This is a genomic window from Pseudomonas sp. USTB-Z (assembly GCF_019691255.1).
GTDB lineage: Bacteria > Pseudomonadota > Gammaproteobacteria > Pseudomonadales > Pseudomonadaceae > Aquipseudomonas > Aquipseudomonas alloputida.
Map to the genome: position 1 here is coordinate 1 of NZ_JAECZP010000023.1, position 13,364 is coordinate 13,364.

The following is a 13,364-nucleotide window of genomic DNA, read 5'->3' on the forward strand; positions in this document are numbered from 1 at the left end:
GAAGGCCCCATCCTGGGGCCTCAGCGCTTGACGGGCATCCATGCCCGTCACCTGCCTCCGCAAGGCCTGCGTTCGGCCTCCTGAAGTCGCGAAGATCAAGATCAAGATCAACAGCAACAGCAACAGCAACAGCAACAGCACAGTACAGTTTTGCCTTGTTATTTCCATTGACTGTACTGGCCGGTGACTCCGCATAATGACGCCTCGAATTCACCCGGAGGTGGCATGAGCAAGACAGTCCTGGTACTGGTGGAAACCGTCGACGATTACCTGCCCATGCTGGAGCAGGCCGGTTACCACCTGATCCGTGCCCCTTCGCCGCAACTGCGCGCCGATGCCATTCATCGCCACGCCGAAGAAATCGATGCGGTCCTCACCCGTGGGCCGCTGGGGCTATCCGCCACCGAAATTGACGCATTACCCAGATTGCAGATCATCTGCGTGATCGGCGCCGGCTACGAGCAGGTCGACCTGGCCGCCGCCGCCGCACGCGGCATAACCGTCACCAATGGCGCCGGGGCCAATGCCGCAGCCGTCGCCGACCACACCCTGGCCCTGCTGCTGGCGCTGCTGCGCGACATTCCTCGTGCCGATGCCAGCACGCGGCGCGGTGAATGGAACCGGGTGATCAGCCCCTCCGTGAGTGGCAAACGCCTGGGCATTCTCGGCCTCGGCGCAGTGGGGCTGGCGATCGCCAAGCGGGCCCACTTGGGCTTCGACATGCCCGTCAGCTACCACAGCCGCACACCACGCCAGGATGTGCCCTATGCCTGGTTCGACAGCCCTCGGCACTTGGCTGAAGCCGTCGACATCCTGGTGGTGGCCACCCCCGGTGGCGCCAACACTCGGCATCTGGTCGATGCCCACGTCCTTCAGGCCCTGGGGGCTGAAGGCTATCTGGTGAACATCGCCCGTGCCAGCGTGGTCGACACGCAGGCCCTGATTGCCGTATTGCAGCGGGGCCAACTGGCTGGCGCCGCGCTGGATGTCTTCGATGACGAGCCAGCAGTGCCCGATGCACTCAAGGCCTTGCCCAACACTGTGCTCACCCCCCACGTGGCTGGCCAATCGCCAGAAGCCGCGCGCGACACGGTGGCCTTGGTGCTGCGCAACCTGCAGGCGTTCTTTGCCGGTGAGCCAGTGTTGACCCCGGTACGCCCGTAGCCCTTTTCCAGATATCTGCCTGGCAGCGCCCAGGTAACAAGGAGTGTGTGCATGCAACTCGAAATCTTCCAGGTCGATGCCTTTTCCACTGAACCGTTCGGTGGCAACCCGGCCGCAGTGATCCCACTGGAAAGCTGGCTGCCGGACGATGTGCTGCAGCGCATCGCTGAAGAAAACAACCTGTCAGAAACAGCCTACTTCGTGCGCAAAGGCGAAACGTTCGACCTGCGTTGGTTCACCCCCACCGTGGAAGTCGACCTGTGCGGCCATGCTACCTTGGCCTCGGCTTACGTGCTGTTTGAGCAACTGGGTGAGCAGGCGCAAGTACTGCGCTTCAACACCCGCAGTGGCGAGCTGCGTGTCAGCCGCGGCACTGATGGCCTGCTGGCCATGGACTTCCCGGCCAAACAACCCGTAGCGGTGGACACGCCGGCGGGCCTGCTGCAGGCGCTGGGCTTGAGCCAGGCGAAGGCGGTGTACCGTAGCGACGATTATGTGGTGGTGATCGATGACGCCATGCTGCTCGAAACGTTGGAACCCGACTTTGTTGCGCTGTCGGCCTTCGACGTCCGTGGCATTGCCGTGACCGCGGCAGGGCGTGGCTTTGACTTCGTCACCCGCTGGTTCGGCCCGCGGGTTGGTGTGAATGAAGACCCGGTAACCGGCTCGGCACACACCTCGCTGGCGCCGTTATGGGCCCAAAGGCTGGGCAAGAACGTGCTGAGCTGCGAGCAGGGCGGGGCACGCAAAGGGCAGTTGCAGTGCGAAGTGCCGGGCAATGGCCGCGTAATCATCAGTGGGCGGGCGGCGTTGTACCTGCGTGGTACTGCGTACATCTAGCCGTGAGTGCGATGCCCTGTAGCAGACAGCCAGCCCTTTTGGGCTGCGCTGTCTCGCAGAGTACAAAAGCAGCAAGCAAGCTGCTTTCGCGGCGGGCTTCTATAATTGCAGGCCCATCTTTGCATTCGAGGAGCCACCCATGGCCCTGGAAACACAAGGCACCTGCCTGTGCGGCGACACGCGGCTGACGGTCACCGTCGACAATACCCATATCAGCGCTTGTCATTGCAGCATGTGCCGCAAGTGGACCGGCGGCCCGCTGCTGGTGGTGCACTGCAGCAAGCCTCCGCTGATCGAAGGGCGTGCGCCCAGCGTCTATGATTCGTCCGACTGGGCCCAGCGTGCTTTCTGTGGCCGCTGTGGTACGCACCTGTACTACCGGCTCAAGGCCAACGACTTCCATGCCGTGCCGGTCGGCCTGCTCGATGGCGACCAAGCCTGGGATTTCGACCTGCAGATCTTCGTCGAACAGAAGCCCGCGTGGTACTGCTTCGCCAATCAAACCAAGGAGCTGTCCGGTCAAGAGGTGTTCGAGCAGAACAGCTGATTCAACGTCATGTCTGTACGGAGGCATTCCGTCGGCGAAAGCCTCCGGACATTTCTGCGTGAACTTGCCAAACCGGTGCATTCCTGAGAAAAGGGCGGTTTTGTTTTTCAGCGTTTGGAGTGTACCCGTGAGCCAAGAACTGCAGATCATCGACCTGGTCGAGGGTGACGGCAAAGCCGCCGTCAAAGGTGCCCTGATCACCACCCAGTACACCGGCTGGCTGGCCGATGGCAGCGAGTTCGACTCGTCCTGGTCGCGCGGTAAGCCGTTTCAGTGCGTGATCGGTACCGGCAGGGTAATCAAAGGCTGGGATCAAGGCCTGATGGGCATGCGCGTAGGTGGCAAGCGCAAGCTGCTGGTACCGGCGCACCTGGGGTATGGCGAACGCAGCGTAGGGGCGATCCCGCCGAATTCGGACCTGACCTTCGAGATTGAACTGCTGGAAGTGCTCACGCGGGATGATTGAGTGGGCACGTTGCAACCCGAGGTTCTTGCACCTTACACAATTGCGCAACACCCAGCCCCTAATCTAGGCCTTGCCTAGGGAACGGCATCCACCTCCAGGGAGGAACCAAACGGGTTCGGGGCACTCTGACCCTGACGCGTTGCCAGGGATGGCATTCACTACACGGGCGCCCTGCAACTGGCCGGGCGATGTGGCGGGTAAACCCGATTTTCTCTGCCACACGAGCCTGTCTTGATGAAGTTGCCAACATTCTTCCGTCGTCGCCGCCACTTGCTGCTGAGCCTGGTGCTCACAGCCGTCGCCGTACCATTGGCCCTGGAGGCTGTAGAAAGCCGGGCACGACCGGTGGATGGCACCCAGACCCTGGTGTTTCTGCGTCATGGCGAGAAGCCGGGCGAGGGGCTCGGGCAGTTGAATTGCCAGGGCCTCAACCGTGCGCTGGACCTGGCCACTGTACTGCCCGAGCGCTTCGGCAAGGCCGACTATGTGTTTGCCGCCAACCCCACGCGGCATGTCGAGGAAGGCAGCAGGGATGAAAGCTACAGCTACATCCGCCCATTGATGACCATCACCCCCAGTGCCATCCGCCTCGGCTTACCGGTGAATATCGACTACGGCGCCAACGACACCGCTGAACTGGCCGATGAGTTGCTGAGCAACAAATACCGCAATGCGACCATCTATACCGCCTGGTCCCACGGCTACCTGCCGGAACTGATCAACACGGTGGCCGGCAAGGCCTTGGGGGAGGAGCGGGTGATCACCGAGGACTGGAGCGGCGAAGACTTCGACACCCTCTACGTACTGACCCTGACTTGGCACGATGGCAAGGCCAGCCTGCTGAGCCGCAATGTGCGTCAGGGCCTGAATGACGGTGCGCATAGCTGCCCGACCTGATCCGCTGGTACTGTTTGGCAAGGAAGCCGGAACAGGGATGAGCGATGAAGCAGCGGGTAACGGTGATCGGTGGCGGAGTGGTGGGCCTGGCGACGGCTTACGCGCTGGTTCTGGAAGGGCGGTCGGTTGATCTGATCGAGGCCCGCGACAGCCTGGCGTCGGCCACCAGCTTTGCCAATGGCGGGCAATTGTCTTATCGCTATGTGGCGCCGCTGGCTGATGCCGGGGTGCCGTGGCAGGCGCTGGGCTGGCTGTTGCAGGGCGAGTCGCCATTGCGCTTGCGCTTGCGCATGGACCCGGCCCAGTGGCGCTGGCTGCTGGCATTCACCCTGGCTTGCCGGCGTAGCGTCAATCGCCGTAATGCCGGGCAATTGCTTGAGCTGGCGCTGTACAGCCAAGCTGTTCTGGCGCAGTGGCGCGAACATCAGAACCTGGGGGATTTCGCCTGGCGGCGCAATGGCAAGCTGGTGGCTTTTCGCAGTGAACGGGCCTTTGCCCAAGGCCGGGAACAGTTGACGGACCCGGCCAGTCAGCAGGTGCTGGCGGCTGCCGAGCTGCGCGCGCTGGAGCCTGCCCTGGATGGCGCACCGTTTGTGGGTGGCGTGTTCACGGCGGGCGAAGAGGTTGGCGATTGCCACGTGTTTTGCTTGCGGCTGGAGGCGCTGTTGCGCGCGTCGGGCCAGTGCCGTTTCCTGCTTGGCCGGCCGGTGACGCAATTGGTTCAGCGCCAGGGCCAGGTCGTGGCACTGCAACTGGGCGATCAGCAGCTGGACGTGGAGCAGTTGGTGCTGTGTGCCGGGCATCGCGGCCCTGGCTTGGCATTACCGGGGGTGCAGATACCGGTTTACCCGCTGAAGGGCTACAGCCTGACCGCACCGATCACCTCCGGGCACCTGCCCCCGGAGGTGAGCCTTACCGACTATGAGCGCAAAATCGTCTATGCACGCCTGGGGCAGCAGCTGCGGGTAGCGGCGATGGTGGACATTGTCGGCTTCGACGAGTCGGTGGACATGCGCCGTTTGCAGAGCATGCGGCGGCTGGCGCTGGAGACGCTGCCGAGGGCGGCGGATTATGCCCAGGCGGTGGAGTGGGCGGGGATGCGACCAGCGACACCTACCGGGGTGCCGATCATAGGTGGGACGGTGTACCGCAACCTGTGGCTGAACCTGGGGCATGGGGCGTTGGGGTTCACCTTGGCCTGTGGCAGTGCGCAGCGTTTGGCCAGGATGATGCGTTAAGCGGGCCGGCCTCTTCGCGGCTAAAGCCGCTCCTACAAGGACCCCACGGTATTCAGGCTTGTGCTGGTCCTGTAGGAGCGGCTTTAGCCGCGAAGAGGCCGGTACAGGCGAAGGATGTCTAGCGGCCGAAGCGCATCGGCCAGCCCACCACTTTCTTCGCCCGTGGCGTCGCATAGGTGCGCACTTTGGACGTGCTCAACCCCATGCGCACCAGCGATTCGGCAATGGTCACCGCTGCACTCACACCATCCACCACTGGCACGCCGGTGCGTTGGCGAATCTGCTCGTCCAGCCCGGCCATGCCGCCACAACCCAGGCAAATCACCTCGGCCTTGTCGTCACGCACGGCGCGTTCGGCCTGCTCGACAATCGCCTCCACGGCCCGCAGCGGGTCGGCTTCCAGTTCCAGCACCGCCAGCCCGCTGGCTCGCACCGAGGCGCAGCGGTCATACAGGCCCGAGAGCTTCAGGCGGTCCTCGATCAATGGCACGGTGCGGTCAAGCGTGGTTACTACGGAATAGGCGTGGCCCAGGTACATTGCCGTGCTGGCGGCGGCATCAGTAATGTCCACCACAGGCACGTTGAGCAGTTCCTGCAGGCCTTCGCGGCCATGTTCGCCATAACCGGCCTGGATCACGGCATCGTAGGGCCCTTCAAAGGCCAGGACCCGGTCCATCACCGCGATGGCCGCCAGGTAGCTCTCGAAGTTGCCCTCCACCGATTCGGCGCCGAACCAGGGCGTGAGGCCGACGATTTCGGTACCGGGTGCGGCCACCGCACGGGCCTGCTCGGCAATGGCATGGGTGATGGCTTCGGTGGTGTTGACGTTGGCGATCAGAATGCGCATGGGCAGTCCTCCCTGACTAATGGCTGCTATGGTCGACGGCGATGCACTCGCCGCTGATGTCGTGGTATTGGCGGTTGCGTGGCGCGATCAACAGATAGAGGGCGGCGGCGATGCCGGCACCGATCAGCCAGGAGAACGGCGCGATACCCTGGAAGTTGGGCACCAGGGCCAGCACGATGGCCAGCAGTGCGGCCGGCACGAAGGCGGCCACGGCGCGCAGGTTGATGCCCTTGCTGTAGTGATAGGCGCCGGCCGGGTGCTCGGTATACAGCTCTGGCACGTTGATGCAGCCTTTGCGCAGCAACCAGTAGTCGGACATGATCACGCCGTACAGCGGGCCGAGCAGGGCGCCCAGGCCCGACAGGAAGTACACGATGACCAGCGGGCTGTTGTACAGGTTCCAGGGCAGGATCAGCACCGCCAGGGTGGCACTGATCAGCCCGGCACGGCGGAAGTTCAGGTGGCGCGGTGCCAGGTTGCTGAGTACGAAGGCTGGGGCGACGAAGTTGGCCATGATGTTCACCGCCACGGTGACGATCAGGAAGGCCAGGCAGCCGAGCACCAGGAATGGCGTGCTGGGTATGGCGGCGACGATCTGCGTCGGGCTGTCGATGATCTGGCCGTTGATCTGGAATTGCGCGCCGCACAGCACCACGGTGATCACGGCGAATACCAGGATGTTCACCGGCAGGCCCCAGAAGTTGCCGACGCGGATGGTCTTGCGGCAAGGCGAGGAGCGGGCGAAGTCACAGAAGTTCAGCACCAGGGTGCCGTAGATCGCCAGCCACAGTGCGCCGCCGGCAAAGATGTTGCGCCACATCTCGTAGCCGGTCAGCGGGGTAGCCACCGACCAGGCAATGCGCGCGTCGGCCTTGAAGTACATGAACACCGCCAGGGCGGCGACGGTCAGCAGGATCACAGGCCCGGCAAAGGCCTCGTAACGGCGCACCATCTCCATGCCGTAGGCCAGGATCACCAGCTGCACCAGCCAGATCGACACGAAACACACCCAGCCCAGGCTCGACAGGCCGAGGATGCTGTCGTGGTCGTAGGCTGCCAGTTGCGGCCACACGGCGGTGAGCAGCACCCGCAGCACTACCGATGCCAGGTAGGTCTGGATGCCGAACCAGGCGATGGCAATGATGGCACGGATCAGCGCCGGGATCTGCGCGCCGTGGATGCCGAAGGCAATGCGGCTGATGACCGGGAACGGTACCCCGGTTTTCTGGCCCATGTAACCCGACAGGTTCATGAAGAAGTACACCAGCGCCGCGCCGATGGCCAGCGACAACAGAATTTGCCAGCCGCCCAGGCCGAGGGCGAACAAGCCCATGGCGAACGAATAGTTGGCGATATTGTGCACATCGTTGGTCCACAGCGCGAAGATGCTGTAGCCGCCCCAGCGACGGCCTTCCATACGCGTTGGCGCCAGGTCGCGGTTATGCAGGCGCGGGCTGAGAACAAGGTCCGGCTGGTGGCCGGCAAGCGTGGACGCGGGGTGTGTGCTGGCGACGGATTGTTCAGGGGCAAGGTCGAGGCTGCTACTCATTCCGGCGGGCTCCTGATGCACATGGACTGCGATGAGCGGGCATGCGCACGGGCTCGCCATCTCGTCGGTGCAGCGTTGGCATCACAGGGTTGTGGGCGCGGCGGCTGACATTGGGTCGGCGTCGCGGATTCTTGTGTATCTATGTTTTGTTTAAGTTGTATACAAAACACGAACACACAAAAGCGAGTTCCATGCCAAGGGAAGAGCAGGTTTCAGCAGGCGATCATTTCGAACTTATCTTGTTAAAAGGTAAGTTAATGAAATACAGAGCATATAAGTTGACCAAATGAACAAGTTATATTTTTTGAAAGATTGATTAGTTGATCATTTGGTCAAAATAAAGGGTGGGAAGTGTGTAACGAATTGGGGCGCCACTGAAGAAAGTGCACACAAAAATGGCACCTATGGTTACGTCTTTGTGTACAAAAAATAGTCAACTTTTCCTGTGCTGGCCTCTTCGCGGGCACGCCTGCGAGGAGGCCAGTACAGGGGCCAATCAATCCATTGGCGGCAACCGCCGCTTGACCGGGGTCTTCTTGATGATCGCGGTATTGGTCTCAGCCAGCACATTCATGAGGTCGAGCAGGGTGTCCAGCTGCTCCATCGAGCGCACATGCAGTCGGGCGACGAAGCAGTCTTCGCCAATGACCTTGTCGCATTCGGTGAACTCAGGGATGGCAATGATCTGGCGCTCCACCTCCTGCAGCTTCCCCGGTAGCGGACGGATGCGCACGATCGCCTGCAACTGGTAGCCAAAGGCGCGCGGGTCGACCTCCACGGTGTAGCCGCGCAGCACGCCACGCTCTTCCAGCCGTCGCAGGCGCTCGCTGACGCTAGGTGCGGACAGCCCGCTGACCTGCGCCAGCGCCTTGAGCGAGCGGCGCGAGTCCTCCATCAGTGCGTTGATCAATAATTGGTCGATGGCATCGGTCATACCCACCTCATGAGGTAATTCGTGTTATTTACCTTGATAGTAAAGGTAGGTTGGCGAAAATGCCTTGGTTATCCGCTGGATGGCCAGCCTGCAGCCTTTGCATACTGTTGCCATTATCAAAGGGAGGTTTGAGATGGACAGTTCATTGCGCCGTGGCTCGCTGGAAATGGTCGCCGCCATGCTGATTTCCGGGACCATTGGCTGGTTCGTGCTGGTGTCCGGCCAGCCGGTGCTGGATGTGGTGTTCTGGCGCTGCGTGTTCGGTGCCGTGACCTTGCTGGCGATTTGCGCCGCGTTTGGTTTTCTGCGACCGGGCGTGATCAGCCGCACGGCATTTTTGCTGGCGATTGCCAGCGGGGTGGCCATTGTCGGCAACTGGCTGCTGTTGTTCGCTTCATACGCACGGGCGTCGATTGCCATCGGCACGGCGGTGTACAACGTGCAGCCGTTCATGCTGGTGGGGCTGGCGGCGCTGTTTCTGGGCGAAAAGATCACCTTGGCCAAGGTGACCTGGCTGAGTGTGGCGTTCCTCGGCATGCTGGCCATCGTCAGTGCCCATGGCGCTGGGCAAAGTAATGGCGAGGACTATCTGCTGGGGATTGCCCTGGCGCTGGGGGCGGCGTTTCTGTATGCAATCGCGGCCTTGATCATCAAGCGCCTGAGTGGCACGCCCCCGCACCTGATTGCGTTGATTCAGGTAACCACGGGTGTGTTGCTGCTGGCGCCATGGGTCACGCTTGGCGGGTTGCCGGTTGAAGTGCCCGCGTTGGCCAGCTTGTTGACACTGGGGATGGTGCACACCGGCCTGATGTATGTGCTGTTGTACAGCGCCATCCAGCGTTTGCCCACAGCCTTGACCGGTGCGCTGTCGTTCATTTACCCGATTGCGGCAATTCTGGTGGACTGGGTGGCGTTCGGGCACCGCCTGGCGCCGCTGCAGTGGCTGGGGGTGGGGTTGATCCTGTTGGCGGCGGCGGGGATGCAGCAGGGGTGGTGGTTCCGCTCGGCGCGGCATCCTGTAGGCGCGGGTTTACCCGCGAAGAGGCCCGCAAGGTAGAATGCCGCTTTTTGCCAGCCTGCGATCCGCCATGACCTCGCCCATAGACACCCTTGAGCAACACCTGCTTGCCGCCCTCGACCCTGCCCCACAGGAAACCCGCCGCCTGTTTCACGGCCGCGGCCGCTGCTGGCAGGGCCTGGAGCAGGTGACCGTCGACTGGCTGCAGGGCGTGCTGTCGGTCGCCTTGTTCCGTGAGCCGCCCGAAGGCCAGCTCGCCGAACTCGAAGCCATGCTGCGCAGCTTGGCCGAGCGCCCGCAGTGGACGGGGCAGGCAGTCATCATCCAGCACCGCTACCTGCCCGACAGCCCGGGCCAGTGGCTGCTGGGTGAGCCGTGCCAGCAACGCGAAGTGATCGAGGACGGCCTGACCTACCTGCTGGACTTGGGCGTGCGGCAAAACAATGGCCTGTTCCTCGACATGCGCTATGGCCGCCGTTGGGTGCGCGAGCAGGCGGCGGGCAAGCGCGTGCTGAACCTGTTCGCTTATACCTGCGGCTTTTCCGTGGCAGCGATTGCCGGTGGCGCTGAGCAGGTGGTGAACCTGGACATGGCCAAGTCGGCCCTGTCGCGGGGCCGGGACAACCATCGCCTCAATGGCCACGATGCATCACGGGTGGCATACCTGGGGCATGAACTGTTCAAGTCGTGGGGCAAGGTGCGCAAGTACGGGCCTTATGACCTGATCATCATCGACCCGCCAACCTTCCAGCGTGGCAGCTTTGTGCTGACCCAGGATTACGCAAAGATCCTGCGGCGTTTGCCTGAGTTGTTGAGCGAAGGCGGGACGGTGCTGGCGTGTGTCAACGACCCGGGGATCGGGCCTGAGTTTCTGATTGAAGGCATGGCAGAGCAGGCGCCTTCGTTGGCTTATGTCGAACGCCTGGAAAACCCGCCGGAGTTTCCGGACGTTGACCCGGCGGGGGGGCTGAAGGCCTTGGTATTCCGTCAGGTTTGATGCTGCCCTTGCTGGAAGCTTCGCGGGCGAGCCCGCGAAAGGGCCGGTGCAGGCGAATTCAAGCCCCCAGGGCCTGCAGCGGCAGCGGGTACACCTGGGCAAAGCGGTCCACCCCGGATACCTGTAACGGCCCTTGCAGGTTGATGCGCAGCAGCGGGTCTTCGCTGATCGACTTGCCCACCTCATGGATCAGCGCGAGTGACGCATCCACATCACTGTCGTAAGTGAACTGCACCGAGAAGAACGCATAGGCGAACTGCCGCGACTGGTTGGTAACCGCCTTGATCTGGCCAAACGGCACCGAGTGCACGAAGCCTTTGCCATCGCGCAGCCGCTACGGATCGTCAGGCTTTCGACTGTACCGGTATGGCCGGAATCGAGCACTACCCAGTCGCCGATGGAAATGGAATCCTCGATGAGGATGAACAACCCGGTAATCACATCGTGCACCAGCTGCTGCGAGCCGAAGCCGATGGCCAGGCCGATCACCCCGGCACCGGCCAGGAACGGCGCGACGTTGGTGCCCAGGTTGGCCATGGTGGTGATGGTGCAGATGACGATCAGGACCACTTTGATCGCATTGTGCAGCACCGGCAGGATGGTCCGCACCCGGGTGCTCGGCTGACGCGCGCTGCGGCGGCCGATGGGGGGCTTGAGTGCTTCCTGGATGGCCGTATCGAGTACCACCCACAGCAGCCAGGTGACCAGCAGGATCAAGCCAATGCTCGACAGCGAGTTGCTGATCGCCTGGCCCAGGCTGTTGCTCAGGGCGAAATCGACCACCGAGAAGCCCCAGATGCGCCCCAGCAGCTCGATGAAGGTGACGGCCATGGCGATGCGCAGTAGCGCGTGGGCGAGGCTGCGCATCCCTTGTAGGAGCCGAGGTGAACGGCACGCTGTTGTCCGGCAGGCGGGTTACCAGTTGTTCGGCACCTTACTGGCCTGTGCCAACGACCCAGGCATCGGGCTGCAGTTCCTTATCGAAGAGTTGTCCTTGCATGCCCCGGCGCTGGTGTTCGCCGAGCGGCTGGCGAGTCCGCCAATTTTTCGGATGCGGGCGTGGAGGAGCACTCAAGGTGATGAAGTTCTATTTTAAATGCGTCATTATTCATCCGTTAATGTAGGATTTATCTTACGGATATGATTTATTTATACTCATTGTGTGGGGATTAATTGTTTTGACAATTTTTAATATTTGCAATGAAGTTGGCCGTCTACTAGGATCCGAGTTCCTATTTGGATGCGGCGCCGACAATCAGTGATCGGCTTGATCAAGGCAGGGAGAATGCCAATGTTCAACACTTACCAGCGATGGCTCGTATTGGCCGTCCTGTCCTTCGCCTTGCTATTGGTTGCGATCGACATGACGGTCCTTTACATCGCCTTGCCCACACTTACCCATGCGCTCGGGGCATCTACCTCCGAAAAGCTGTGGATCATCAACATGTATCCTCTGGTCGTCGCCGGCCTGTTGCTGGGTGCTGGCACCTTCGGTGATCGCATCGGCCACCAGCGATTGTTCGTGATCGGCCTTGTGCTGTTCGGTGCGGCGTCGCTTCTGGCTGCATTCGCGCCATCTTCCGTGCTGCTAATCCTGGCTAGGGGCGCGCTGGGCGTCGGTGCGGCGGCCATGATGCCGGCCACGCTGGCGATCATCAGTCTGACCTTCGAGGATGAGCGTGAGCGTGGTTTTGCCATCGGCGTCTGGACGGCCGTGGCTTCAGGTGGTGCAGCGATTGGTCCGCTGATAGGGGGGGCGCTGCTCGAGCATTTCTGGTGGGGTTCCGTGTTTCTGATCAACGTGCCCATCGTGCTGGTGGCCCTGGTGTTGTCCTTGCTGCTGATCAGGAACACGCAACAGGCCAACGCCGGGCCATGGGACTTGCTTGGCTCCCTTCAGGCGATGGTAGGGCTCATCAGCCTGGCGTACCTGATCAAGGAATTCGCCAAGCCCGAGCCCTCGCTGGTGGCGGCGCTGGGGGCGTTGGCCATCTGCGCGGGCTTCGGCTGGATGTTCGTGCGCGGGCAGCGCAAGCGTGGTTTTCCGTTGATCGACCTGCAGATTTTCCGCAGCCCCGCGTTCTCCTCTGCGGTCATCGCCAGCCTGGCCGCGGCCGGCTGCCTGATGGGCATCAACCTGGTACTGAGCCAGCGCCTGCAACTGGTTGTCGGGCTATCCCCGCTCGAGACCGGCCTTTATTTCCTGCCCCTTTCCGTGGGAGCGATCGTGGCCGGTCCGTTAAGCGGCTGGTTGCTGCCCAAGGTTCGTTGTGATCGGTTCCTGGTGCTCGCACTGTTGATCTACGCCGGTGCCATTGGCCTGTTCATGTACAGTTTCAGCCAGTCGGTCGCCCTGCAACTGCTGCTGCTGTTCGTCATGGGTGCTTGCGTAGGGGCGAGTATGACCGGGGCGTCCACCACCATCATGGCCAGCGCGCCGCCGGAGCGAGCGGGGATGGCCGCTTCGGCCGAGGAAATTTCCTACGAGCTGGGAGGAGGGTTGGGCATCGCCTTCATGGGTAGCCTGATGTCGGTGGTGTACAGCCGCTCGCTGGTCGTGCCCGAGCAGGCCGCCGACGCGGCGCGCCTGCAGGACGGGATCGACAGCGCGCTGGCCGCTGCCGCGCAAATGCCCGCCCCGCTGGGGCAGGAAATCGCTGTGAATGCGCGATTGGCGTTCGACCAAGCGGTGTCCTCGGTAATGATGGCCACCGTGGGGGTACTCGTGGTCATCGCACTGTTGGTGTTTGTGAACTTTCGAAGGTATTCGACAGTTTCTGCCGAACAGCAAGTTTCTTCTTAATTTAGTCAAATAATGCTCGGCCCGGAACTGTTCAGTTGAATAGTTCCGGGTCTGGATTTTTGCT

At 62.1% G+C, this 13,364-nt stretch carries 12 protein-coding genes and 2 pseudogenes; 10 read left to right on the plus strand and 4 right to left on the minus strand.

Annotated features, from left to right (window positions below; all coding sequences use genetic code 11):
• Positions 1 to 225: 225 nt before the first annotated feature.
• The 6 genes from I8746_RS21975 to I8746_RS22000 all read left to right on the plus strand — a co-directional run bounded on the left by I8746_RS21975 (position 226) and on the right by I8746_RS22000 (position 5,152).
• Positions 226 to 1,164: a 2-hydroxyacid dehydrogenase gene (locus I8746_RS21975; protein WP_014755801.1), complete on the plus strand. Its 939-nt coding sequence runs from the start codon at positions 226 to 228 to the stop codon at positions 1,162 to 1,164.
• Positions 1,165 to 1,215: 51 nt separating this feature from the next.
• Positions 1,216 to 2,004 (plus strand): PhzF family phenazine biosynthesis protein, encoded by a 789-nt coding sequence (locus I8746_RS21980; RefSeq protein ID WP_221101055.1) that lies wholly within the window; start codon positions 1,216 to 1,218, stop codon positions 2,002 to 2,004.
• Between the two features lie 139 nt (positions 2,005 to 2,143).
• Positions 2,144 to 2,551: a GFA family protein gene (locus I8746_RS21985; protein WP_161775440.1), complete on the plus strand. Its 408-nt coding sequence runs from the start codon at positions 2,144 to 2,146 to the stop codon at positions 2,549 to 2,551.
• Positions 2,552 to 2,678: 127 nt separating this feature from the next.
• Positions 2,679 to 3,017, plus strand: a complete 339-nt coding sequence (locus I8746_RS21990) for an FKBP-type peptidyl-prolyl cis-trans isomerase (RefSeq protein ID WP_003254365.1) — start codon at positions 2,679 to 2,681, stop codon at positions 3,015 to 3,017.
• A 234-nt stretch (positions 3,018 to 3,251) separates the two neighbouring features.
• The gene (locus tag I8746_RS21995; protein ID WP_012051663.1) at positions 3,252 to 3,914 is read left to right on the plus strand and encodes a hypothetical protein; all 663 of its coding nucleotides are present in this window, start codon (positions 3,252 to 3,254) and stop codon (positions 3,912 to 3,914) included.
• 44 nt (positions 3,915 to 3,958) lie between these two features.
• Positions 3,959 to 5,152, plus strand: a complete 1,194-nt coding sequence (locus I8746_RS22000; protein WP_221101056.1) for a D-amino acid dehydrogenase — start codon at positions 3,959 to 3,961, stop codon at positions 5,150 to 5,152.
• A gap of 118 nt (positions 5,153 to 5,270) precedes the next feature.
• Here I8746_RS22000 and I8746_RS22005 read toward each other — a convergent pair whose 3' ends face one another.
• From I8746_RS22005 to I8746_RS22015, 3 genes are all read right to left on the minus strand, one after another.
• Positions 5,271 to 5,999 carry an aspartate/glutamate racemase family protein gene (locus I8746_RS22005; RefSeq protein ID WP_010955048.1) on the minus strand — a complete coding sequence of 243 codons (729 nt, stop codon included), beginning with the start codon at positions 5,997 to 5,999 and terminating at the stop codon, positions 5,271 to 5,273.
• A gap of 16 nt (positions 6,000 to 6,015) precedes the next feature.
• Complete coding sequence (locus tag I8746_RS22010; RefSeq protein ID WP_088513766.1) at positions 6,016 to 7,548, minus strand: NCS1 family nucleobase:cation symporter-1; 1,533 nt, start codon at positions 7,546 to 7,548, stop codon at positions 6,016 to 6,018.
• A 496-nt stretch (positions 7,549 to 8,044) separates the two neighbouring features.
• Positions 8,045 to 8,482, minus strand: a complete 438-nt coding sequence (locus I8746_RS22015) for an Lrp/AsnC family transcriptional regulator (protein ID WP_003254357.1) — start codon at positions 8,480 to 8,482, stop codon at positions 8,045 to 8,047.
• A gap of 133 nt (positions 8,483 to 8,615) precedes the next feature.
• Here I8746_RS22015 and I8746_RS22020 point away from each other — a divergent pair, with 133 nt between their 5' ends.
• Both I8746_RS22020 and I8746_RS22025 read left to right on the plus strand, forming a co-directional pair.
• Entirely contained in the window at positions 8,616 to 9,539 is a 924-nt protein-coding gene (locus I8746_RS22020; protein WP_010955046.1) for a DMT family transporter, read from the plus strand.
• Between the two features lie 31 nt (positions 9,540 to 9,570).
• On the plus strand, positions 9,571 to 10,497 hold the full coding sequence (locus I8746_RS22025; RefSeq protein ID WP_371919701.1) for a class I SAM-dependent methyltransferase: 927 nt from the start codon (positions 9,571 to 9,573) through the stop codon (positions 10,495 to 10,497).
• 58 nt (positions 10,498 to 10,555) lie between these two features.
• Here the strand turns inward: I8746_RS22025 and I8746_RS22030 are convergent.
• Positions 10,556 to 11,358, minus strand: a pseudogene (locus I8746_RS22030) (mechanosensitive ion channel family protein); the annotation flags it as partial.
• A 67-nt stretch (positions 11,359 to 11,425) separates the two neighbouring features.
• On the opposite strand from I8746_RS22030, the pseudogene I8746_RS27290 reads away from it, so the two are divergent.
• A pseudogene (locus I8746_RS27290) lies at positions 11,426 to 11,593 on the plus strand (class I SAM-dependent methyltransferase); the annotation flags it as partial.
• Between the two features lie 195 nt (positions 11,594 to 11,788).
• On the plus strand, positions 11,789 to 13,300 hold the full coding sequence (locus I8746_RS22040) for an MFS transporter (protein WP_012051667.1): 1,512 nt from the start codon (positions 11,789 to 11,791) through the stop codon (positions 13,298 to 13,300).
• The last annotated feature ends 64 nt before the right edge of the window (positions 13,301 to 13,364 follow it).

Coding starts and splice junctions, on each gene's coding strand:
- I8746_RS21975 (WP_014755801.1), top strand. CDS start 226: ATGAGCAAGACAGTCCTGGTACTGGTGGAAACCGTCGACGATTACCTG.
- I8746_RS21980 (WP_221101055.1), top strand. CDS start 1,216: ATGCAACTCGAAATCTTCCAGGTCGATGCCTTTTCCACTGAACCGTTC.
- I8746_RS21985 (WP_161775440.1), top strand. CDS start 2,144: ATGGCCCTGGAAACACAAGGCACCTGCCTGTGCGGCGACACGCGGCTG.
- I8746_RS21995 (WP_012051663.1), top strand. CDS start 3,252: ATGAAGTTGCCAACATTCTTCCGTCGTCGCCGCCACTTGCTGCTGAGC.
- I8746_RS22000 (WP_221101056.1), top strand. CDS start 3,959: ATGAAGCAGCGGGTAACGGTGATCGGTGGCGGAGTGGTGGGCCTGGCG.
- I8746_RS22005 (WP_010955048.1), bottom strand. CDS start 5,999: ATGCGCATTCTGATCGCCAACGTCAACACCACCGAAGCCATCACCCAT.
- I8746_RS22010 (WP_088513766.1), bottom strand. CDS start 7,548: ATGAGTAGCAGCCTCGACCTTGCCCCTGAACAATCCGTCGCCAGCACA.
- I8746_RS22015 (WP_003254357.1), bottom strand. CDS start 8,482: ATGACCGATGCCATCGACCAATTATTGATCAACGCACTGATGGAGGAC.
- I8746_RS22020 (WP_010955046.1), top strand. CDS start 8,616: ATGGACAGTTCATTGCGCCGTGGCTCGCTGGAAATGGTCGCCGCCATG.
- I8746_RS22025 (WP_371919701.1), top strand. CDS start 9,571: ATGACCTCGCCCATAGACACCCTTGAGCAACACCTGCTTGCCGCCCTC.
- I8746_RS22040 (WP_012051667.1), top strand. CDS start 11,789: ATGTTCAACACTTACCAGCGATGGCTCGTATTGGCCGTCCTGTCCTTC.